Origin of the sequence: Streptomyces sp. NPDC088733, from assembly GCF_044751185.1 — a bacterium.
Classification (GTDB): Bacteria; Actinomycetota; Actinomycetes; order Streptomycetales; family Streptomycetaceae; genus Actinacidiphila.
This window is the reverse complement of record NZ_JBIVLH010000001.1, coordinates 408,656-429,725: the sequence shown is the minus strand read 5'-3', so window position 1 is coordinate 429,725 and position 21,070 is coordinate 408,656. Positions and strand designations below refer to the sequence as shown.

Here is a 21,070-nt window from a genome sequence, read left to right as displayed (position 1 = left end):
CCCTGCCCCGTTCAGGTCGCGCGAGTGGCTATTCTCCCTTTGTTTGCCCTTATGGAGGAGGCGCCGCGCGTATGGAGACCACAGCTGATCCAGCGGATCGTACGATCGACGGCTATCTCAGGGCCGACTTCGCCTGGTACGGGCTGGACGAGGCCTTCACCGGGCACCGCTGGCTCGCACCCGTCGGCAGGAGCGCGGACGGCACCGTGGAGCACGGCTCGACGGGCCACGGCGACGAGCCCTCCGTCAAGGTCGAACCCACCCCGGACGAGCGCCGTTTCGTGGTGGTCGTGACGGTCGCGGAGCGCCCGGTACGGCGCAGCGCGGACGGCACGGGCGTCCTGGAGGAGACCTCGGTGTCCTCCGCGGCGTGGCTGGCCGGCTCCGGCCTGCTGTCGTGCACCTGGCCCACCCAGATGGACCGTCATCTGCGCGAGGACTGGCTGGACCAGCAGACGGCCATCGCCTGGGATCTCGCCGACAACCTCGACGGCGCCGGCTGGTCGGCGCTGACCCTGCCGGTGGACGGCGAGCCGACGCCCTTCCACTACCGCGAGTCCGAGTACGGCTGGGTGATGGCCGGTTCGGCGCGCGGGGTGCATCTCGGCGCGTTCGGGCGCGGCATGAGCGCCTACGGTCTCGGGCTGTCACGGGTCAAGGACATCCACGCCTACCGGCGCTGACCCCCGGACGCACGGCAGGGGCGCCCTCGCGCGGAGGACGCCCCTGACACGGCGGCAGGTGCCGCTCAGAACTTGTTGCGCGGCGTGATGCCCAGGGACATCCCGGCCAGGCCGCGCTGCCGCCCGCCGAGCTTGCCGGCGATGTCGCGGAGCGCGGAGCCCGCGGGGGACTCCGGGTCGGTGAGCACGACCGGGCGGCCGTCGTCGCCGCCCTCGCGCAGCCGGACGTCGATCGGGATCTGGCCCAGCACCGGCACGTTGGCGCCGGTCGTGCGGGTCAGGCCCTCCGCCACGCGCTCGCCGCCGCCGCTGCCGAAGACGTCGACCATCTCGCCGCAGTGCGGGCAGGGCAGCCCGGACATGTTCTCGATGACGCCGACGATCTTCTGGTGGGTCTGCACGGCGATGGTGCCGGCGCGCTCGGCGACCTCGGCCGCCGCCTGCTGGGGCGTCGTCACGACGAGGATCTCGGCGTTCGGGACCAACTGGGCGACGGAGATGGCGATGTCGCCGGTGCCGGGCGGCAGGTCGAGCAGCAGCACGTCCAGGTCGCCCCAGTACACATCGGCGAGGAACTGCTGGAGCGCGCGGTGCAGCATCGGGCCGCGCCACACCACGGGGGCGTTGCCCGGGGTGAACATGCCGATGGAGATGACCTTCACGCCGTGCGCCGAGGGCGGCATGATCATGTTCTCGACCTGCGTGGGGCGGCCGTCGGCGCCCAGCATGCGGGGCACGCTGTGGCCGTAGATGTCGGCGTCGACCACACCGACCTTGAGGCCGTCGGCGGCCATCGAGGCGGCGAGGTTCACCGTCACCGAGGACTTGCCGACGCCGCCCTTGCCGGAGGCCACCGCGTACACACGGGTCAGCGAGCCCGGCTGGGCGAAGGGGATCTCGCGCTCGGCCTGCCCGCCGCGCAGCGAGGAGGCCAGCTCGCGGCGCTGCTCGTCGCTCATGACGTCCAGTTCGACGCTGACCCCGGTGACGCCCGCGACCTTCGCGACCGCCGCCGTCACCAGGCTGGTGATGGTGTCCCGCATCGGGCAGCCCGACACCGTCAGGTACACGCCGACCCGCACCGCTCCGCCGTCGGCGATGTCGACGGACTTGACCATGCCCAGGTCGGTGATCGGCTTGTGGATCTCGGGATCGTTCACCGTCGCGAGGGCGGCGCGCACCGCGTCGAGCGAGACAGCGCCTGCGGGAGTGTCGTCAGCCATGGCTCGATGGTACGTCGCGCGTGAACGGCCCATGACCCGCGGTGGTCGGGTTCACACGGGCCCGCGGGCCCTCAGTCCGCGTCGGCGCGCCTGGGCTCGTGCATCTCCTTCAGCAGTTCCTGGAGCTCCGAGCGGATCCAGTCGCGGGTGGCGACCTCGCCGAGTCCCAGGCGCAGCGCGGCGATCTCGCGGGTGAGGTACTCGGTGTCGGCGATGCTCCGCTCGTTGGCCTTGCGGTCCTGCTCCAGATTGACCCGGTCCCGGTCGTCCTGCCGGTTCTGGGCCAGGAGGATGAGCGGGGCGGCGTAGGAGGCCTGGAGGGACAGCATGAGGGTGAGGAAGATGAACGGGTACGGGTCCCACCGCATGCCGGGCGGCGCGAGCGCGTTCCACGCCACCCACGCCACGATGACCACGGTCATCCAGACAATGAAGCGGCCCGTCCCCAGGAAGCGGGCGATCTTCTCCGACAGCCGTCCGAAGGCCTCGGGGTCGTAGGCGGGCAGCAGGCTGATCCGGCGGGCGAGCGGCTGGTCCAGCCGGACGCGGGGGCGCTCGTCACTCATCGCCCGCCGCCCCGTGCAGTTCGGTCTCCCGCCAGTCCTCCGGCAGCAGGTGGTCCAGGACGTCGTCGACGGTCACCGCGCCGAGCAGCGAGCCGCCCTCGTCCACGACCGGCACGGCCACCATGTTGTAGGTCGCCAGGAAGCTGGTGACGGCCGGCAGCGGGGTGTCGGGGCGCAGCGGCTCCAGGTCGCTGTCGAGCAGCGAGCTGACCAGCGTGAACGGCGGGTCGCGCAGCAGCCGCTGGAAGTGCACGGTGCCCAGGTACTTGCCGGTGGGGGTCTCGTCCGGCGGCCGGCACACGTACACCTGGGCGGCGAGCGCGGCGGACAGATCGGGGTTGCGGACCCGCGCGAGCGCGTCGGCGACGGTGGCGTCCGGGCGCAGCACGATCGGCTCGGTCGTCATCAGGCCGCCCGCCGTGCGCTCCTCGTACGACATCAACCGCCGCATGTCGGCGGCCTCGTGGGGCTCCATCAGATCGAGCAGCCGCTCCTGCACCCGCTCGGGCAGCTCGGTGAGCAGGTCGGCGGCGTCGTCGGGGTCCATCGCCTCCAGGACGTCGGCCGCCCGCTCCTCCTTCAGCTTGCCGAGGATCTCCACCTGGTCGTCGTCGGGCAGCTCCTCCAGGACGTCGGCCAGCCGGTCGTCGTCGAGCGCGGCCGCCACCTCGGCACGGCGCTTGGGCGACAGATGGTGCAGCACGCCGGCGAGGTCCGCCGGGCGCAACTGGTCGAAGGTGGCGAGCAGCGCCTCCGCGCCCTGCGCGTGCTCGTCCAGCGAGAAGCCGGTGACCGCCGACCATTCCACGGTCAGGGTCTCGCCCGCCCGCCGTCCGCCGGCGCCCCGCCACGGAAGCCCGACGCGCCCCTTGCCGCGGCGGACGAAGACCTTGTCGATCTCCCAGTCGCGGCGGGCGGGCAGCCGCACCATCGACACGTCCAGCACGGTCACCTCCTCGCCTGTCTCGACCAGGGTGACCCGCCGGTCCAGCAGCTCGCCGATGACCAGGGTCTCGGTGGGGCGCTGCTCGAAGCGCTGCATGTTGACCACACCGGTCGTGATGACCTGGCCGGACTCCACGCCCGTCACCCGCGTGATCGGCAGGAAGATCCGGCGCCGGCTCGCCACCTCGACCACCAGGCCGGGCACGCGCGGCGGGCGGCCGCCGACCCGCAGCATCACGATCACGTCCCGGACCCGGCCGACCTGGTCCCCGTTGGGGTCGAAGACCCGCACTCCCGACAGGTGCGAGAGAAAGACCCGGGAGGTTCCGGCTGCCATGCGGTCAGGCTAACGCCGCAGGTCGCGCCGGGCGCGCGGGGATGCTCCACGGGGGCTTCGCATCGTGTTCACAGGCGGTCACCCGGCCGGGGGTACGCTTCGGTAGCTTCGGCTCCGCCCCGCCGCTCGGTCCGGTGGCGACGACCGCAGGAGGAAGAGAACCCCGTGATCCCCGGCCGCCGTTCAGCCGCGCTCCCCGCACTCGTGTGCGCACTGCTCGCGCTCCCCCTCCTGACGGGATGCGCGGGTGATCCGGACGCGGGGACCAACGGCGTCGGCAAGCTGCCGCCCACCACCATCGAGCAGCGCGCCCGCGCCGCGGCGGAGGCCGCCGACACCGTCCGGCTGTCCGGCACGGTCGTCAGCAAGGGCCGCACCTACACCCTGGACATGCGGCTGCGCGCGGGAGGCGGCTTCGGCGAGGTCAGCACCCGGGGCAGCACCTTCGAGCTGCTGAGGGTCGGCAAGGACCTGTACCTGAAGGCGGGCGCGGGCTTCTACGGCGACGAGGTCGGCGCCAAGCTCAAGGACAAGTACGTCAAGGTGCCCACCGGTGATCCCGCCTACGGCCAGTTCAGCGGCTTCACCGACAAGAAGGTGCTGCTGGACGACTTCTTCGTGCTGCACGGCGACCTCGCGGTCGGCGACCACCGCAAGGTCGGCTCCGCCCGCACGATCGCGGTCACCGCGGACGGCGGCAGCGGCGGCACGATCGACGTCTCCCTGGAGGGCACGCCCTACCCGCTGCGCTTCGAGCGGGCCGGCGGCGCGGGCACGCTGACCATGGCCGACTGGGGCAAGGACTTCGCGCTGCGCGCCCCCGACAGGGACGAGGTCGTCGACTACGGCCGGTCCGTGACGTCCTAGCCCCCATGGTTGATGGCCGGCTTGCCTCCGGGTGCCGTGCGGTGCGGCATCGGTGGGGCCGGGTGCAGGCCCGTTCCTGGGGCAGGGTGCGGTGGAAGCGTTCGGCACCGCCGTTGGACTGCGGCCGGTACGCGCGGGTGCGCTTGCCGGTCGTTCCGAGGCCGGCCGGGTCGTGCCCGGGCTGCGCGGACGATGCGACCCCGCGGCTTTCCTCACCCGCGGCCGCGCCTCCGGAACAGCAGCTTGGGCAGACCGGCCGGGACCGGGCGGCGGGTGGTGGCGGTGGTGGGCACCGGAGTCGCGGCGCCGCTGTGCTCCGGCATCCGGCCGGGCCGCTCGGTGGGCGCCCCCGCCGGCTCCAGGCGCAGGACGCGGCATTCGCGCGCCCAGCGCTCGGTCATCGTCTCGGCGTCCGGCGCGTTGAGCCGCTTGCCCTTGAGTTCCGCGACGGCGGCGGTCCACGCCTCCTCGTGCGGCGGCAGTTCCGTGACCCGGGCCGGGAAGGCGACCAGCCGGCCGCCCTTGTCCTTGCTGCGGAGGGTGACCAGCGCCGTGCCGCCGGGGGAGAGCCCGGGCAGCGGCTGCTCGCCGGGGCCGCCGCCGACCACCACGACCGCGCCGTCCACCCACGCGTGCCACAGCGCCTGACCGTCGGCCCACAGCAGCCCCGACTTCTTCGCGGCCTCCTCGATGAGTGCCTGGTCCAGCAGGGGCTGCTCCACGGTTTCCGTCATGCGCCAAGACTATGGCCTGACCTCCCGGGGCCGTCGGTCGCACGCATCGTGAGACGACAGGAGCGCGGGTGGGGTACGGGCCTTACGCTATGGGGGTCGTCGTCCCGCCGCCCCGAGGAGAACCCGCGTGTCCGCCGCGCCGCCCACCAGCAGCAGCCCCGCTCTGACGAAGGCTGCCGAGGCCCCGGACGCCGTCCCGCACGCCAAGGCGCCGCTGGACTTCGCGCTGCTGGCGGTGGCCATCGCCGGGGTGTCGCTGTCGGCCCCGCTCATCGCCGCGACGGCCGCGCCCGCGCTCGCCATCGCGTTCTGGCGCAACGCCATGGCGGTGGGTGTGCTCAGCCCGTTCGCGCTGCTGCGGCACCGCGCGGAGCTGCGCGGCATGGGCCGGCGGGCCCTGTGGCTGTCGCTCGCCGCGGGCGTGGTGCTGGCCCTGCACTTCGGGCTCTGGCTGCCCAGCCTGTCGATGACCTCAGTGGCGTCATCGACGGCCATGGTCACCACGACGCCGGTGTGGACCACGCTGCTGCTGCGGCTGCGCGGTCAGCGGCAGCCCGCACTGGTGTGGGCGGGCACCGGCCTCGCCGTCCTCGGTGTGGTGATCCTCACCGGCGTCGACCTGTCGCTGTCGCCGCGCGCCCTGGCCGGGGACGGGCTGGCGCTGGCCGGCGGCATCGCGGCCGCCGGCTACGTCCTGCTGGGCGCGGAGGTCCGACGGACCGTCAGCACCACCGCGTACAGCCTCGTCTGCTACACCACCACCGCGGTGGCGCTGCTCGTGGCCTGCCTGGTCTCCGGCTCCGCGCTCGCCGGCTACTCGGGCACGACCTGGCTGAAGCTCGCCGCGCTGACCGTCGCCGCGCAGCTGCTCGGGCACACCATCCTCAACCGCGTGGTGCGCGGCCTCGGCGCCTCGACGACCTCCACGGCGATCCTGCTGGAGACGCCGGGTGCCGCGCTGGTCGCGGCCCTCTGGCTGGGCCAGACCCCGCCCGTGGGCGCCTACCCGGCGCTGGTGGTGATCCTGGCCGGGCTGGCCCTGGTCGTCCTCGCCGACCGCAGGAAGGGCTGACCCGGCTCCGGCCCTACAGCCAGCCGTTGCGGCGCAGGATGCGGTGGATCGCGAGGCAGATGCCGCCGATGGCGACCAGCACCATCGGGTAGCCGTAGCGCCAGTGCAGTTCCGGCATGTGCTCGAAGTTCATGCCGTACACACCGCAGATCATGGTCGGGACGGCGATGATGGCCGCCCAGGAGGTGATCTTGCGCATGTCCTCGTTCTGCGCGACCGCCGCCTGGGCGAGGTTGGCCTGGAGGATGGAGTTGAGCAGGTCGTCGAAGCCGACGACCATTTCGTGGACACGGGCGACGTGGTCGGCGACGTCCCGGAAGTACTTCTGGATCTCCGGGTCCACCACGCGCATCGGACGCTCGCTGAGCATCTGCATCGGCCGCAGCAGCGGGGAGACCGCGCGCTTGAACTCCAGTACCTCGCGCTTGAGTTGGTAGATCCGTCCGGCGTCCGTGGCGCGCGGGGACTTGCCCTGCGCGGAGAAGACGTCGATCTCCACCTCGTCGATGTCGTCCTGGACGGCCTCGGAGACCGCCAGGTAGTCGTCGACGACCTGGTCGGCGATGGCGTGCAGCACCGCGGAGGGGCCCTTGGCCAGCAGTTCGGGGTCGTCCTCGAGACGGTGGCGCAGCGCGCGCAGCGAGCCGTGCCCGCCGTGCCGGACGGTGATGACGAACTGCCGGCCGGTGAAGACCATGACCTCGCCGCTCTCCACCACCTCGCTGGTGGCGGTGAGTTCGGCGTGCTCGACGTAGCGGATGGTCTTGAAGACCATGAAGAGCGTGTCGTCGTACCGCTCCAGCTTGGGCCGCTGGTGGGCGTGGACGGCGTCCTCCACGGCCAGCGGGTGCAGCCCGAAGACGTCCGCGATCTCGGAGAACTCGCGCTCGGACGGCTCGTGCAGGCCGATCCACACAAAGCCCTCGTCGCCGCCGCTCACCTTCTCCAGCGCCTCGCGCGGGGTGATGTGGTCGCTGCTGCGGCGGCCGTCGCGGTAGACGGCGCAGTCCACGACGGCGCTGGGCACGCCTGCGGTGCGGGAGCGGTCCGGGCCGTAGTCGTACGAAGTGCTGCTCTTGCGCAGGGCGGGACGGACGACTGCGCGGAGGTCGCGGATCATCGACATGGCAAGCTCCTTCACGGACTGGCCGGACTGAAATGCGGATCAGGGCAGGGGTGATCACCGTTGATCACTGCGCAGTTCAGCGAGCTCTTCCGGAGGCGGCAGGCGGCCCGGGCAGACCAGGAGTGCGAGCGGGGCGGCGGCGGGGCACGCGAGCGCTCGCGGGGGGTTCCGAAAATCCCCTGAGGTTCCGTGAATTTCTTGGTTTCACGGCCTGGTGGCCGGGTACGGAACGCTGGGGATCAGGAGAGTTGCCGGGCGGAAGAGCTGCCGGTACTGCACGGTCGACTAGGATCCATCGCAGCCCCACCTCCTCCGGCCTGTCCCCGCTGGGGGAAGTCGAGCACGCCTCTACCGGCGTGGCCGACGGCCCACCCTACCAGGCACCCAAAGCCCCACAGCGCTCCTTTGCCCATTTCATACGCGCTCTATGCTCGGCTCATGGTCGATGTACTGGGGCTCGTCGAGGCGCGTCTGCGCATGTCCTTCGGGGAACCGGACGCGCGTGCGGCGGTCACCTTCCTCGGGACCGAGCGCATCGAGGTGCTGCGTTTCCGGGACGTCCGCGACTCCCATCACGGGGAACTGGTGCGCTACGCGACGCTCGGCATGTCCCGCGCCCCCATGAACGACCCCGCCGGCCCCTCCGCCGGCACGGCCCCGTCGACCTTCGCGGCGCCCCTGTCGGTCACCGTCGCCGACCCCGTGCGCGGCCCGCGGGCCGAACTCGTGCTCACCCTGCGCTCCGGAAGCGGCGCCGACATCGACAAGGTGCTGCGCCCGCTCGCCGTGCTGGCCGCCTCGCCCCAGGTCGAGGGGGTGGTCGTGGCCCCCGGCAACTCGCTGGACGTCGGCGAACCCCTGTGGCCCGGCGCCGCGTTCTCCGCCGTCCTGGTCGCCGAGCCCGGCGGCCTCGTCGAGGACCTCGACCTCGATCCGCCGATGGACCCGGTCCGCTTCTTCCCGCTGCTGCCCATGACGGCCAACGAGGCCGCCTGGAAGCGCGTGCGGGGTGCGGGTCCGCTGCAGGAGCGGTGGCTGGAGGCGGGCACCGACCTGCGCGACCCGCTGCGCGCGTCGGTGCCGCTCTCCGGCTGACGGCCGCACCGTGCCGGGGCGTTGCACCGGGGGCCCGCGTCGTCCGCTCCGACCCGGACGGGTGATCGTCCTTGACGCGGGCACGCCGTGGTAGGACCGTGGGGCGGTATGAGGGGCGAACCCAGTTGCCCGAAGTGCGGTGGACGGGTCCGCGCGCCCGGCCTCTTCGCCGACTCCTGGCAGTGCGACGAGCACGGCGCCGTGTACCCGATGCAGCCCGTCGTACCGCCGAGTGTCGAGGCGCTCGGCGTTGTCGTCAGCCGTGCCCGCGTCCCGGTGTGGATGCCCTGGCCGCTGCCGGTCGGCTGGCTGTTCAGCGGTGTCTCCTCGGCGGGCGACGACCGCAGCGGCGGCCGGGCGACGGCGGTCGCCTGCTCCGGCCCGGGGCCGCTCGGCGGCCCGGGGGAGATGGTGCTGGTCGCGGAGGAACTGGGCGTGGGCCTCGGCGCGCGGTTCGCGGGCATCGCCGGGCCCGATCCGGGGCCGCAGATGTGCGTCGGCAAGCCGCCGGCCGCCAAGGTGGTCGCCGCGGGGCGGCCGACCCCCCTGTGGCACGTGTCGGGCGTCCCGCTGGACCGGGCCGTCTTCGCGGGCGAATCGTTCGGCCTGTGGCTGTGGGCGATCGTCTGGCCGGAGGAGTCCGGACTGCTCATCTACGACGAGCTGATACTGACCGATCTCCGCGAGGCGGGCGCCGAGATCGACCTCGTTCCGTGCGGGGCGCTCTCCCCCCGCCTGCTCTCCTGAGATTCACAGGCTCGCCGGGCAGTTATCCTGGTAATCGGAGGGCCGCCGTCCGTGGCCGGCCCCGAGCACCGAGAGCCCTGGAGTGACGTTCGTGCGCATCGACCTGCACACCCACTCCACGGCGTCCGACGGCACCGACACCCCGGCCGGGCTGGTCCGGGCCGCGGCCGCCGCGGGGCTGGACGTGGTGGCCCTCACCGACCACGACACGGTGGGCGGGCACGCCGAGGCCGGGAAGGCGCTCGACGAGCTGCACGCCCGCGGTGAGAGCGGCCTGACCCTGGTCACCGGCGCCGAGCTCTCCTGCCGGCACGACGGCGTGAGCATGCACATGCTCGCCTACCTCTTCGACCCGCTGGAGCCGGAGCTGCACCGGGAGCGCGAACTCGTGCGCGACGACCGGACGCCCCGTGCGCAGGCCATGGTGGCCAAACTCCGCGAATACGGCGTGCCGGTGACGTGGGACCAGGTCGCCCGCATCGCGGGCGACGGCGCCGTGGGCCGCCCGCACATCGCGCAGGCACTCATCGACGCGGGCCTGGTGGACAGCATCGCCGAGGCGTTCACCCCCGAGTGGATCGGCCCCGGTGGCCGCGCCTACGTCGAGAAGCACGAGCTGGACCCCTTTGCGGCGATCCGCCTGGTCAAGAACGCCGGCGGAGTCGTCGTCTTCGCGCACCCCGCCGCCGTCAAACGCGGGGCGGTCGTTCCGGAGAGCATGATCCAGGAGCTGGCCGCGGCCGGACTGGACGGCATCGAGGTCGACCACATGGACCACGACGAGTCCACCCGCGCCCGGCTGCGCCACCTCGCCGCCGAACTGGGGCTGCTCGCCACGGGCTCCAGCGACTACCACGGCACGCGCAAGACCTGCCGGCTCGGCGAGTACACCACCGACCCCGATGTCTACCGCGAGATCGTCCGCAGGGCGACCGGCGCGGCCCCGCTCACCCCTCCCGTACACCGCTAGGCCCATGGATCTCTTCTCCCTGACCCTGTTCGGGTCCGTCTTCGTCACGCTCTTCGTGATCATGGACCCGCCCGGCATCACGCCGATCTTCCTCGCCCTCACCTCCGGCCGCGCGGCCAAGGTCCAGCGCCGCATGGCCTGGCAGGCCGCCTCGGTCGCGCTCGGCGTCGTCACCGTCTTCGGGATCTGCGGCCAGCAGATCCTGGACTACCTGCATGTCTCGGTGCCCGCCCTGATGATCGCCGGCGGACTGCTCCTGCTGCTCATCGCGCTCGACCTGCTCACCGGCAAGGCGGACGAGCCGACGCAGACCAAGGACGTCAACGTCGCGCTGGTGCCGCTCGGCATGCCGCTGCTGGCCGGGCCGGGCGCGATCGTGACGGTGATCCTCGCGGTGCAGCGCGCACACGGCTTCGGGGAACAGGTGTCGGTGTGGTGCGCGATCGCCGCCATGCACGTGGTGCTCTGGCTGACGATGCGTTACTCATTGGTGATCATCCGTCTGATCAAGGACGGCGGTGTGGTCCTGGTCACCCGGCTGTCCGGGATGCTGCTCTCGGCGATCGCCGTGCAGCAGATCGCCAACGGCGTCTTCGGCTTCATCCGCGGCGAGGGCTGACGGTCCGTCGCCCGCCGCACGCGGGCACGACGAGGGCCCCGCAGCCGCGGCGTACGGGGCCCTTTCCGCTGTGTGTCCGTCAGGCCGTCTCGACCGGGCGGATGTAGATGCGCTGGCCGATCGCGGCGGCCTGCTGGACGATCTGATCGACGGAGGCGGCGTCCACGACCATGCAGTCGACGGCGCGGCCGTCCTGGTCGTTGAGGCGCATGATCTCGAAGCGCATGGTCTTCATGGCTTCTCCCTTCGTCCGGGCACTCCTCCATTGGAGTACGGGGCTGCGTCGCAGCCGTTACCTGCGTGGGTCATTCATGTATCGACAACTGTTGCCGCGCCGAAAACCTTCCCTGTCCTAAGGAAAATTTTCGAGCCGCCTTCTACCCGCAGGTAACAACAGCCCGCAGCGGCCCCCCCGGCCGAGGTCCCGGTTGTGAGTGCGGACGGGGGCGCCGGACAATGTGAGTTCTATGGAAGACGAAGCCCTTTCCGCCATCGCCGCCGGCATCGAGCGCACCAACGAGCTCCTGCAGCGGGTCCTCGCCGAGGTCGCCACGACCCCGGCGACCCACGCCGTGTTCGTGGACGCCGGGTACGTGTACGCCGCCGCCGGCCGGCTCGTCGCGGGCACCGAGGACCGCAGGGCTTTCGAACTCGACGCCGAGGGGATCATCGAGGCCTTCATCGACCGCGCCCGCAAGCTCTTCCCGGACAGCCGGCTGCTGCGGGTCTACTGGTACGACGGGGCCCGCCGCCGCATCCACAGCGCCGAGCAGGAACGCATCGCCGAGCTGCCCGACGTCAAGGTGCGGCTCGGCAACCTCAACGCCAGCCGGCAGCAGAAGGGCGTCGACTCGCTGATCCGCAGCGACCTGGAGTCACTGGCCCGGCACCGGGCCATCTCCGACGCCGTGCTGATCGGCGGCGACGAGGACCTGGTCTCGGCCGTCGAGGCCGCCCAGGGCTACGGCGCCCGCGTCCACCTGTGGGGCATCGAGGCCGCCGACGGACGCAACCAGGCCGACCCCCTGCTGTGGGAGGTCGACAGCCTGCGCACGCTCGACCTGGACTTCTGCAAGCCGTACATCACCCGGCGCACCGCGCCCATCTACGGCGACGCGCCCATCCCCACCGGCCCCATCCCCACCCGCGAGGACGTGCACTTCGTCGGTGCCCGCGTCGCCTCCCAGTGGCTGGCGACCCGCGGCCGCGACTCCCTGGCCGAGCTGCTGCCGGGCCACCCCTACCTGCCGCCCGCCTACGACCAGGAACTGCTCGTCGAGGCGGAGGGCATGCTCAACATCTCGCTGCGCGGCCACGCCGACCTGCGCCGCGTCCTGCGCGACGGCTTCTGGGAGCACCTGCAGGCCCGGCTCTAGGCCTCGTCGTTCCCGTTCCAGAACGCGACGAGCGCCGCCGCCGTCTCCGCGGTGCGCTCGGTGTTGGGCGAGTGCTCCGCGCCCTCGACGACCACGCGGCGGGCACCCAGCCGCTCCGCCATGTCGTCCATCCACGGCACCGGCCACGCGTGGTCGACCGCGCCGGACAGCACCAGCATGCGCAGCGGCACCGCGGCCAGCTCCGCGACCCGGTCCGGCTCCGCGATCAGCTGCCCGCCCGTCGCCATCAGCTGCTCGGGCACGGTGCGCAGCCAGCGCTGGTGCAGGAACTCCTCGACCTCGCCGGTCGCGCCCGCCGTTCCCTCGAGATCCTGGGCGTCCAGCTCGCGCATCGCCCGCCACACGCTCTCCATGTCCATCGAGGACAGCGCCTCCAGCAGCAGCTTCGTCCGCGCCTGCTGGGCCGCCTCGATCGCGGCGGGCCCGGAGCTCATCAGCGTCAGGGACGCCCACGGCACACCGCTGCCCGGCGCCGCCCCGGCCGTGATCGCCGCGGCGCGCACGACGAGGCCGCCCATCGAGTGCCCCAGCAGATGGACCGGGCCCGCGTCCGGGCCCAGCGCGGCGGTCTGCGCGAGGACGTCGGCCGCCAGCTCCCCTTGCGCGTACGCCGACTCGTCCCGCGGGCCCACCGACTCGTTCTGGCCCCGGCCGTCCACGGCGACCGCGCGGAAGCCCGCCGCGGCCAGCGGTGTCAGCAGCGCGAGGAAGTCCTCCTTGCTGCCGGTGAAGCCGGGCACCAGCAGTGCCGTGCCGCGCCGCGCGGTCCCCGCCGGCGGGACCGCCTCCAGGACGGCGAAGCGACCGCGTTCGGTGGACAGCGGGTGTGCGGTGACGTTCTCGGGCAGGGTCACAAACGGCGGTCGGCTCATGCGGCGAGGCTATCCGCGGCGGGTTTCCGTCGTGCTACGCGCCCCCCACGGCTGTCGCGCGCGACGGCGAACGGCCGGACACCGCTGAGGGTGTCCGGCCGTTCGCCGTCGTATCCGTCCCGGCAATACGCCGGGCGGGGTGTGTCAGCCCGCCGTCTCGGTGTCCGCGGGCTTGGCCGTACGGGTACGGCGCCGGCGGCGCGGGGCCTTGGCCTCGCCGCCGTCGCCCTCGGCGGCAGCCGCCGCGGCCGGGGCCTCGGTCCCGGCCGTCGGCGCGGACTGCGCGGGAGTGGTGGCGGAGGCCGCACTGGCGCGCGTGCGCCGGCGACGCGGGGCGGCGGGCGCCTCCGCGGCGGCGGTCTCCTCGGTGGCCGTGGCCGTGCCCGTCGTTCCGGCCGCGGACTCCGCGCCGGAACGGGTGCGGCGCCGGCGGCGCGGTGCGGGCCGCTCCGCGGCCGGTGCGCCCTCGGCGGTGTCGAGCGCGGCCTCGGCGGCCTGCTCGGCGCCCTCGGCCGCCTCCGTCACCGGGCTCCCGCCGCGGGTGCGGCGGCGCTGGCGCGGGGCACGGGTGCGGGCCGGACGCTCCTCGGTCTCCACCGCGGCACCGGCAGCCTTGCGGCCGCCGCGACCGCGGCCGCGGCCGCCGGTCTCGCCCAGGTCCTCGATCTCCTCCGCGTCGAGCCCGGCGCGAGTGCGCTCCGCGCGCGGCAGGACGCCCTTGGTGCCCTGCGGGATGCCCAGCAGCTCGTAGAGGTGGGACGAGGTGGAGTAGGTCTCCTCCGGGTCGTTGAACGGCAGGTCCAGCGCCTTGTTGATCAGCTGCCAGCGCGGGATGTCGTCCCAGTCGACCAGGGTGATCGCGGTACCGGACGCGCCCGCGCGGCCGGTACGGCCGATGCGGTGGAGGTAGGTCTTCTCGTCCTCCGGCGTCTGGTAGTTGATCACGTGCGTGACGCCCTCGACGTCGATGCCGCGGGCGGCGACGTCGGTGCAGACCAGGACGTCGACCTTGCCGTTGCGGAAGGCGCGCAGCGCCTGCTCGCGGGCGCCCTGGCCGAGGTCGCCGTGGACCGCGCCCGAGGCGAAGCCGCGCTGCTCCAGCTGCTCCGCGAGATCGGCCGCGGTGCGCTTGGTGCGGCAGAAGATCATCGCCAGGCCGCGGCTGTCCGCCTGGAGGACGCGGGCGACGAGCTCCGGCTTGTCCAGGGAGTGCGCGCGGAAGATGTGCTGCGTGATGTTGGCGACGGTCGCGCCCTCGTCGTCCGGCGACGTGGCGCGGATGTGCGTGGGCTGCGACATGTAGCGGCGGGCCAGGCCGATCACGGCTCCGGGCATCGTCGCGGAGAAGAGCATGGTCTGCCGCTTGACCGGCAGCATGTCGATGATCTTCTCGACGTCGGGCAGGAAGCCGAGGTCGAGCATCTCGTCGGCCTCGTCGAGCACCAGCGCGCGCACATTGCGGAGGCTGAGCTTCTTCTGCCCGGCCAGGTCCAGCAGCCGGCCCGGAGTGCCGACGACCACCTCGACGCCCTTCTTCAGGGCCTCGACCTGCGGCTCGTACGCGCGGCCGCCGTAGATCGCCAGCACGCGCACATTGCGCACCTTGCCGGCGGTCAGCAGGTCGTTGGTCACCTGCTGGCACAGCTCACGGGTGGGGACGATCACCAGCGCCTGCGGGCCGTCGACGACGTCCTCCGGGCGGGCGCGCCCGGCCTCGACGTCGACCGGGACGACGACGCGCTCCAGGATCGGCAGGCCGAAGCCCAGGGTCTTGCCCGTGCCGGTCTTGGCCTGGCCGATGACGTCGTTCCCCGCCAGGGCGACCGGCAGGGTCATCTCCTGGATCGGGAAGGGAGTGGTGATGCCGACGGCTTCGAGCGCCTCGGCGGTTTCGGGGAGGATCCCCAGGTCACGGAAGGTCGTAATGGTGGTCAGGATGCTGCCTCTTCTGTTTCTGGGCGCGGCGCCGTGCTGTGAAGCGGGGAGGGTCGAGCGCAGGGAACTGCGCTGACCGCGCGGGGTGTCGTACGGCCATGGGCGGCCGAGGTGCGCGGGACCGCTGCCCTCGCGTGCGCCGCGAAGCGGGCCCCTCCCCAGACGCGGGGAGGGCGGTCGGTAGGAGCCGATCGGGCCACCGACCGGGCATCCATTGGTGCTCGTTCACACATTACCCGCCGGTTCACCTGGCGGGCTCATACCACTGTACCCCGGAATCACACAGCCGAGGGGGTCCGATTTCCGGGATGCGGGACACACCCCCGGGGACTTCCGCGTGGCGGGGTCGTACGGGATGGTTGCCGGGCTGGTGGGGTTGGCTATTGTGCGCACCATGGAGACGCCTGAGACCCCCGCCGAGACCCCCGACGCTCCCACCATCGCGGCCCAGGACTGGGCCGCCGCGTCCGACGATCCGCAGTACCGCGCCGCGGTCGTGGATCTGCTGGGGGCGCTCGCCTACGGGGAGCTGGCCGCGTTCGAGCGACTGGCGGAGGACGCGAAGCTCGCGCCGTCCCTGGAGGACAAGGCGGAGCTCGCCGCGATGGCGTCCGCCGAGTTCCACCACTTCGCGCAGCTGCGCGACCGGCTCTCGGCGATCGAGGCGGCCCCGACCCAGGCCATGGAGCCCTTCGCGGCCGCGCTGGACGAGTTCCACCGCCAGACCGCGCCCTCGGACTGGCTGGAGGGCCTGGTCAAGGCCTACGTGGGCGACTCGATCGCCTCCGACTTCTACCGCGAGGTCGCGGCCCGGCTGGACACCGACACCCGCGAGCTCGTCCTCGCCGTGCTCGACGACACCGGCCACGCCTCCTTCGCCGTGGAGAAGGTGCGCTCGGCGATCGAGGCCGACCCGCGCCTCGGCGGCCGGCTCGCGCTGTGGGCCCGGCGGCTGATGGGCGAGGCGCTGTCGCAGGCGCAGCGGGTGGTCGCGGACCGGGACGCGCTCTCCACGATGCTCGTGGGCGGCGTCGCGGACGGCTTCGACCTCGCGGAGGTCGGGCGCATGTTCACCCGGATCACCGAGGCCCACACCAAGCGCATGGCGGCCCTGGGGCTGTCTGCATAGTTTTGAGGGCTCGGTTCGCCTCCGGGTCGCTCAGTCGCTGTTGGGGGCACCTCCCAGCGGTAGCTGGGGGAGGTCGACCGTGCTCGGTCGCTCGTTCCTCGCGACCTCCGCGCTCCCCCAGCTACCGCTGGGGGTGCCCCCACTCTCTTTCGACACCGACCGCTCCCCTTCAGCTCACTCGCCGGGGCAGTTGGTCGTGTGGTTCAGGGCGCGCGATGCGACTTCGGCGCGGTGAAGCGGTGCTCGGCCCCTCCAGCGGTATGGGGGCGAGTCCGGGTTCCCCGACCGCGTCGGCGTCCCCTTCGGCTCACTCGCCGGACGCAGGGGCCATTGCTCAGGGTGCGCTGCGCCTTCGGTGAGATGGGCCGAGCCCCGCTCCCTTGCGGGGAGTGGGGCGCTTCGGGCCTACGCCGGGCGCGGGGCGGGGCGGTGGTGGTCGGGGCGGGGGCGGCGGACGAGGACGGAGAGCAGGGCGGCCGCCACGGCCACGGAGAGGGTGAGGTTGAGCGGGAAGAGCGCGGAGCCGAGCACCGTGCGGGCGATGGAGCCGCCGACGAGGGCGGCCACGGGGCCGGTGATCAGGGCGAGCGGTGTCGCGGGGAGCCGGCGCCGGGGGAGCAGCCTGGTCGCCACATAGGCGACGACGAGCCCGGCGGCGGCGAACGCGATCGTTTCCCACAGCATGCGGCGGCCCCTCCCTGAGGTGACGGTCGCTCGGGGTCCTACCCCTCCGCAGGGGAACGCGAAACGGCGGGCCACCCCCCTCGTGAGGGTGACCCGCCGTCGTGTTCCGGAGCCGCGTCGCGGCTAGAGCTGGGCGCCGAAGCCCACGCGGCGCTGGGCGGGCTCGCCGATCTCCACGTAGGCCAGCCGGTCGGCGGGGACGAGCACGCGCTTGCCCTGCTCGTCGGTGAGGCTGAGCAGCTTGCCGGTGCCCGTCAGGGCGTCGGCGACGGCCTTCTCGACTTCCTCGGCCGTCTGCCCGCTCTCGATGCTGATCTCACGCGGCGCGTGCTGCACGCCGATCTTGACCTCCACGGCTTTCGTCCCTCCGAACGGTCTGCGGTGTGCGCGGTGATTCGCGCCGTACGCAGGACACATTAGCCGCGCCCGCGCCCCGCCGATCGGCCGACGGGCACGCCCACAGCGAACAGTCAGTGTTCGGTGCCGTGCAGCGGGAAGCCGGCGATGCCGCGCCAGGCCAGTGAGGTCAGCAGTTGGACCGCGGTGTCCCGGGGCATGGAGCTGCCGCTGGAGAGCCAGTAGCGGGCCACGACCTGGGAGACGCCGCCGAGGCCGACGGCCAGCAGCATGGACTGCTCGGTGGCCAGCCCGGTGTCCTCGGCGATCACCTCGCTGATCGCCTCGGCGCACTGGAGGGAGACCTTGTCGACGCGCTCGCGCACCGCGGGCTCGTTGGTCAGGTCCGATTCGAAGACCAGCCGGAAGGCGCCGCCCTCGTCCTCCACGTACGCGAAGTAGGCGTCCATGGTGGCCGCCACGCGCTGCTTGTTGTCCGAGGTGGAGGCCAGGGCGGTGCGGACCGCGTCCAGCAGGGCCTCGCAGTGCTGGTCCAGCAGGGCCAGATAGAGGTCCAGCTTGCCGGGGAAGTGCTGGTAGAGCACGGGCTTGCTGACGCCCGCGCGCTCGGCGATGTCGTCCATCGCGGCGGCGTGGTAGCCCTGGGCGACGAACACCTCCTGGGCCGCGCCCAGCAGCTGGTTGCGCCGGGCCCGGCGCGGCAGGCGGGTCCCGCGAGGGCGCGCCTCAGTCTGCTCGATGGCTGTCACGCCGCCTCCCAAGTGATGTCGTTCTGCGCTGCGGGTGCCATCGTACTTTTCGGTAGTGGGGCCATGCGCTGTGCGAACGCACATTCTCACCAAGTGGAACTCACCTGTAGTCGTCCTCGTCCAGTTCCACCACCCGTCGCTGCTCGGCGACGTCGGCCGGATCGGCGTCGTCGGGCCGTTCGGTGATCGGGACGTCGCGGTGCTGGAGCAGCTCCAGGTGCTGCTCGGCGATGTCGTTCTCGGGGGCCTCGATGTCGGCCTCGGTGTCCTCCAGGTCGTCGGTGAGCTCGGCGAGGTCGGTGACGTCGGTGAGGTCACCGTCGAATGTCTCGATGTCGTCGGACACGGGCACCTCCCTTCCTGTCCGGAACCGGCGGACCCGGTCTCGCACGGGACCGCCCGGCCGCTTGCGCTGTGTCCGTCTGTTTGTCCTTGTTCCCCTCGTTTCCCTCGTTCCCCTCTTGCGAGCGTAGGAGACGTCATCCGCCCCTGCAGAGTGACGGGAGGGACGAAAAAAACCCGACGGCGCGTGTGAGAGCGAACACACAAGCGTACGCGTGATCGTCTCGTAACATTGCCCCATGTCCTCGACGGAGTCCCGCGAAGCCGCACTTGCCGCCGTGCCTCTGCCGCCTGCGGGGCCCAGAGCAGGGGACGGGGAGAGCGTGCGCGTCGTGTCCCTGCCGGGCCTGACGCTGACCGTCCGAGCCCGCGCCGACGAGGACGAGCGGCTGCCCCCCGCGCTCTTCGTGCACGGCCTGGGCGGCTCCTCCCTCAACTGGTCGATGCTGATGGGCGTGGTGTCCGACCGGGTCCGCGGCGAGGCCCTGGACCTGCCCGGATTCGGCTACTCGCCGCCGCCGGACGACGGCAACTACACGATCGGGGGGCACGCGCGCGCGGTCGTGCGCCTCATGGAGGCCTCCGGGCGCGGTCCCGTGCACCTCTTCGGCAACTCCCTGGGCGGGGCGGTCGCCACCAAGGTGGCCGCGGCCCGGCCCGACCTGGTCCGCACCCTCACTCTGATCTCGCCCGCCCTGCCCGAGGTGCCGCCGCAGCGCAGCGCCTGGCCGACCGGCATCCTCGGGGTGCCCGGCGTGGCCGGGCTCTTCACCCGGGCGACCCGGGGCTGGACGGTGGACCGGCGCACCCAGCAGCTGCTCTCGCTCTGCTACGGCGACCCGGGCAAGGTGACCGAGGAGGCCTTCGCCGAGCACGCGCAGGAGTACGCGCGCCGGCTGGCCCTCCCCTATTTCTGGGACGCGCTGACACGTTCCGCGCGCGGCATCATCGACGCCTACACCCTGGGCGGCCAGCACAATCTGTGGCGGCAGGCCGAGCGCGTGCTGGCGCCGACCCTGCTGGTGTACGGGGGCCGGGACAGGCTCGTCGCCCCCCGGATGGCGTACCGTGCCGCGCGTACCTTCCGGGACGCGAGGCTGCTGCTGCTCCCCGACAGCGGGCACGTCGCGATGATGGAGCACCCGGACGCGGTGTCGCGGGCCTTCCGCGAGCTGCTGGACGCCACGGACACGGACGCGCGGACGGATCACTGACGGCATGGGCAGGCACAGCGCACCGGGCGGCCGCGACGGCCGCCGCGACGACACCTCCGGCGGCATATCCGGCGGCTCGGGCAACGGGCGCCGCAGGCGCGGCGGCCCGGCCACCACGGTCCCGCCGCGTCCGGCGGGCCCGAACACCCCGGCCCCCGGCGGCTGGGACGGCTTCCGGCCCGGTGACACCGCCCGGGACCGGCAGGAGGGCCCGGGGCACGGGCACCCGGAGCACCGGGAGCACTCCGCCTGGGGCCGGACCGGCTCCTGGACCTCGCCGCGCACCCCGCGGGGCACGCGGCCGGCGGATCTCGCCGACTCGGGGCTGGTCCCGGATGACCTTCGAGGCCCCGCCGACACGGACGATCCCGCCGACACCGACGACCCCGCCGATACCGGCGGCCGCCGGGCGGCCGGGCTGCTGCCGCGCCAGCGCACCGCGCCGCGTCCGGCCGACCGCCGAATACCCGGCCCGCGGCAGGACTTCGTCGCCGCTTTCGACGCCGTCGCATCGCCGGCCCCCGGGACGGTGGAGGAGGACGGGCCCGCCGAGGAGGCGCCGAAGAAGAGCGCCAAGGGGCGCGCGTTCACCGGAACGGCCGCAGCCGCGGTGGTCACCGTCCTGGCCGTCGTGGTGGCCGGGCAGCTGTACGGCGGCGACGACGCGAAGCGTCCGGCGACGGCCGGCGCCACCGGCCCCTCCCGGGGCGCAGAGGACTCCGCGTCCCGTTCCGAGGGCCGGGCCACCCCCTCGGCCCCGCCGTCCGCCGCCGTCGCGCCGCTCACCTACGACCAGGCGATGGCCCGGCAGTACCCGCTCGGCAAGGACCTGCACCTGGGCGGCGCTTTCCAGACCGTGGGCGGCCACCAGAAGGCGCCGGGCAGGGGCACGCTGCTGCGCGTGCGGGTCGACGTTGAGAAGGGCCTGCCGCTGGACGGCCGGCTTTTTGCCGACGCGGTCTTCACGACGCTCAACGACAAACGGAGTTGGGCCCACGACGGCGCCCGCACTTTCGAGCGCGTTTCAACGGGCCGTGCGGACATCGTCATTACTTTGGCAAGTCCCGGGACAACGGCAAAGGTGTGCGCGGAATCCGGTCTGGACACCACAGTTGACAATGTGTCATGTGACGCGGCGTCGACTCCACGCACCATGATCAATGCTTTTCGGTGGGCGCAGGGATCGGAGACGTACGGCCCGGCGAGGATGTTCGCCTACCGCCAGATGCTGATCAACCACGAGGTCGGGCACCGGCTCGGCTACAACCACGTGCTGTGCCCGAAGAACGGGGCTCTGGCCCCGGTGATGATGCAGCAGACGAAGTTCCTGACCGCCGACGGAGTGACCTGCAAGCCGAACGCCTGGCCCTACCCCCGGGGATAGGTTTTTTGACATCGGGCGATTCA

Annotated in this window: 23 protein-coding genes and 1 pseudogene; 11 read left to right on the top strand and 13 right to left on the bottom strand. The window is 72.7% G+C overall.

From position 1 onward, the window contains the following. Positions 1–71: 71 nt before the first annotated feature. Complete coding sequence (locus tag ACIP64_RS01940) at positions 72–683, top strand: hypothetical protein (RefSeq protein ID WP_360907362.1); 612 nt, start codon at positions 72–74, stop codon at positions 681–683. Positions 684–748: 65 nt separating this feature from the next. On the opposite strand, the gene ACIP64_RS01935 is transcribed toward ACIP64_RS01940, so the two are convergent. The 3 genes from ACIP64_RS01935 to ACIP64_RS01925 all read right to left on the bottom strand — a co-directional run bounded on the left by ACIP64_RS01935 (position 749) and on the right by ACIP64_RS01925 (position 3,754). Continuing rightward, a complete protein-coding gene (locus tag ACIP64_RS01935; RefSeq protein WP_401580659.1) occupies positions 749–1,906 on the bottom strand; it encodes an Mrp/NBP35 family ATP-binding protein in 1,158 nt (385 codons plus the stop codon). Between the two features lie 71 nt (positions 1,907–1,977). After that, entirely contained in the window at positions 1,978–2,472 is a 495-nt protein-coding gene (locus ACIP64_RS01930) for a DUF1003 domain-containing protein (RefSeq protein WP_401580657.1), read from the bottom strand. Beyond that, a complete protein-coding gene (locus ACIP64_RS01925) occupies positions 2,465–3,754 on the bottom strand; it encodes a magnesium transporter MgtE N-terminal domain-containing protein (protein ID WP_401580655.1) in 1,290 nt (429 codons plus the stop codon). Before ACIP64_RS01925 ends, ACIP64_RS01930 begins: the two co-directional genes overlap by 8 nt. Positions 3,755–3,919: 165 nt before the next feature. Between ACIP64_RS01925 and ACIP64_RS01920 the strand changes: the two genes are divergently transcribed. Next, positions 3,920–4,621, top strand: coding sequence for a hypothetical protein (locus ACIP64_RS01920; RefSeq protein WP_401580653.1), 702 nt, complete (start codon positions 3,920–3,922; stop codon positions 4,619–4,621). 58 nt (positions 4,622–4,679) lie between these two features. Here the strand turns inward: ACIP64_RS01920 and ACIP64_RS01915 are convergent. Continuing rightward, positions 4,680–4,778 (bottom strand): annotated as a pseudogene (locus ACIP64_RS01915) (IS481 family transposase); the annotation flags it as partial. Between the two features lie 55 nt (positions 4,779–4,833). Then, positions 4,834–5,355 (bottom strand): hypothetical protein, encoded by a 522-nt coding sequence (locus ACIP64_RS01910; RefSeq protein WP_401580651.1) that lies wholly within the window; start codon positions 5,353–5,355, stop codon positions 4,834–4,836. A 127-nt stretch (positions 5,356–5,482) separates the two neighbouring features. Between ACIP64_RS01910 and ACIP64_RS01905 the strand changes: the two genes are divergently transcribed. Further along, positions 5,483–6,427: a DMT family transporter gene (locus ACIP64_RS01905; protein WP_401580649.1), complete on the top strand. Its 945-nt coding sequence runs from the start codon at positions 5,483–5,485 to the stop codon at positions 6,425–6,427. Between the two features lie 13 nt (positions 6,428–6,440). On the opposite strand, the gene ACIP64_RS01900 is transcribed toward ACIP64_RS01905, so the two are convergent. Continuing rightward, on the bottom strand, positions 6,441–7,553 hold the full coding sequence (locus tag ACIP64_RS01900; protein WP_401580647.1) for a magnesium and cobalt transport protein CorA: 1,113 nt from the start codon (positions 7,551–7,553) through the stop codon (positions 6,441–6,443). Between the two features lie 438 nt (positions 7,554–7,991). On the opposite strand from ACIP64_RS01900, the gene ACIP64_RS01895 reads away from it, so the two are divergent. From ACIP64_RS01895 to ACIP64_RS01880, 4 genes are all read left to right on the top strand, one after another. Beyond that, a complete protein-coding gene (locus ACIP64_RS01895; RefSeq protein WP_401580646.1) occupies positions 7,992–8,648 on the top strand; it encodes a suppressor of fused domain protein in 657 nt (218 codons plus the stop codon). A 108-nt stretch (positions 8,649–8,756) separates the two neighbouring features. Then, on the top strand, positions 8,757–9,395 hold the full coding sequence (locus ACIP64_RS01890) for a DUF6758 family protein (RefSeq protein ID WP_360907346.1): 639 nt from the start codon (positions 8,757–8,759) through the stop codon (positions 9,393–9,395). A 91-nt stretch (positions 9,396–9,486) separates the two neighbouring features. Further along, positions 9,487–10,365, top strand: coding sequence for a PHP domain-containing protein (locus ACIP64_RS01885; RefSeq protein WP_401580644.1), 879 nt, complete (start codon positions 9,487–9,489; stop codon positions 10,363–10,365). Positions 10,366–10,369: 4 nt separating this feature from the next. Further along, positions 10,370–10,984, top strand: a complete 615-nt coding sequence (locus tag ACIP64_RS01880; RefSeq protein WP_401580642.1) for a MarC family protein — start codon at positions 10,370–10,372, stop codon at positions 10,982–10,984. A 79-nt stretch (positions 10,985–11,063) separates the two neighbouring features. Here ACIP64_RS01880 and ACIP64_RS01875 read toward each other — a convergent pair whose 3' ends face one another. Next, the gene (locus tag ACIP64_RS01875) at positions 11,064–11,219 is read right to left on the bottom strand and encodes a hypothetical protein (RefSeq protein ID WP_360907450.1); all 156 of its coding nucleotides are present in this window, start codon (positions 11,217–11,219) and stop codon (positions 11,064–11,066) included. A gap of 232 nt (positions 11,220–11,451) precedes the next feature. Between ACIP64_RS01875 and ACIP64_RS01870 the strand changes: the two genes are divergently transcribed. Further along, positions 11,452–12,360, top strand: coding sequence for an NYN domain-containing protein (locus ACIP64_RS01870; RefSeq protein WP_319665574.1), 909 nt, complete (start codon positions 11,452–11,454; stop codon positions 12,358–12,360). Here the strand turns inward: ACIP64_RS01870 and ACIP64_RS01865 are convergent. Continuing rightward, on the bottom strand, positions 12,357–13,253 hold the full coding sequence (locus ACIP64_RS01865) for an alpha/beta fold hydrolase (protein ID WP_401580639.1): 897 nt from the start codon (positions 13,251–13,253) through the stop codon (positions 12,357–12,359). The two genes, ACIP64_RS01870 and ACIP64_RS01865, sit on opposite strands and share 4 nt — an antisense overlap. Positions 13,254–13,397: 144 nt before the next feature. Continuing rightward, positions 13,398–15,089 (bottom strand): DEAD/DEAH box helicase, encoded by a 1,692-nt coding sequence (locus ACIP64_RS01860; protein WP_401580637.1) that lies wholly within the window; start codon positions 15,087–15,089, stop codon positions 13,398–13,400. A gap of 493 nt (positions 15,090–15,582) precedes the next feature. On the opposite strand from ACIP64_RS01860, the gene ACIP64_RS01855 reads away from it, so the two are divergent. Next, complete coding sequence (locus tag ACIP64_RS01855) at positions 15,583–16,317, top strand: ferritin-like fold-containing protein (RefSeq protein WP_401580635.1); 735 nt, start codon at positions 15,583–15,585, stop codon at positions 16,315–16,317. 405 nt (positions 16,318–16,722) lie between these two features. Here ACIP64_RS01855 and ACIP64_RS01850 read toward each other — a convergent pair whose 3' ends face one another. The 4 genes from ACIP64_RS01850 to ACIP64_RS01835 form a co-directional block, all read right to left on the bottom strand. Then, positions 16,723–17,001 carry a hypothetical protein gene (locus tag ACIP64_RS01850; RefSeq protein ID WP_401580633.1) on the bottom strand — a complete coding sequence of 93 codons (279 nt, stop codon included), beginning with the start codon at positions 16,999–17,001 and terminating at the stop codon, positions 16,723–16,725. Positions 17,002–17,124: 123 nt separating this feature from the next. After that, positions 17,125–17,355, bottom strand: coding sequence for a DUF3107 domain-containing protein (locus tag ACIP64_RS01845; protein WP_401580632.1), 231 nt, complete (start codon positions 17,353–17,355; stop codon positions 17,125–17,127). 116 nt (positions 17,356–17,471) lie between these two features. Further along, the gene (locus ACIP64_RS01840) at positions 17,472–18,107 is read right to left on the bottom strand and encodes a TetR/AcrR family transcriptional regulator (RefSeq protein WP_401580630.1); all 636 of its coding nucleotides are present in this window, start codon (positions 18,105–18,107) and stop codon (positions 17,472–17,474) included. A gap of 100 nt (positions 18,108–18,207) precedes the next feature. Next, positions 18,208–18,453, bottom strand: a complete 246-nt coding sequence (locus ACIP64_RS01835; protein ID WP_360907328.1) for a hypothetical protein — start codon at positions 18,451–18,453, stop codon at positions 18,208–18,210. A gap of 235 nt (positions 18,454–18,688) precedes the next feature. Here ACIP64_RS01835 and ACIP64_RS01830 point away from each other — a divergent pair, with 235 nt between their 5' ends. Continuing rightward, on the top strand, positions 18,689–19,663 hold the full coding sequence (locus ACIP64_RS01830; RefSeq protein ID WP_401580628.1) for an alpha/beta fold hydrolase: 975 nt from the start codon (positions 18,689–18,691) through the stop codon (positions 19,661–19,663). Positions 19,664–19,667: 4 nt separating this feature from the next. Then, the gene (locus tag ACIP64_RS01825; RefSeq protein WP_401580626.1) at positions 19,668–21,047 is read left to right on the top strand and encodes a DUF3152 domain-containing protein; all 1,380 of its coding nucleotides are present in this window, start codon (positions 19,668–19,670) and stop codon (positions 21,045–21,047) included. Positions 21,048–21,070: the final 23 nt, after the last annotated feature.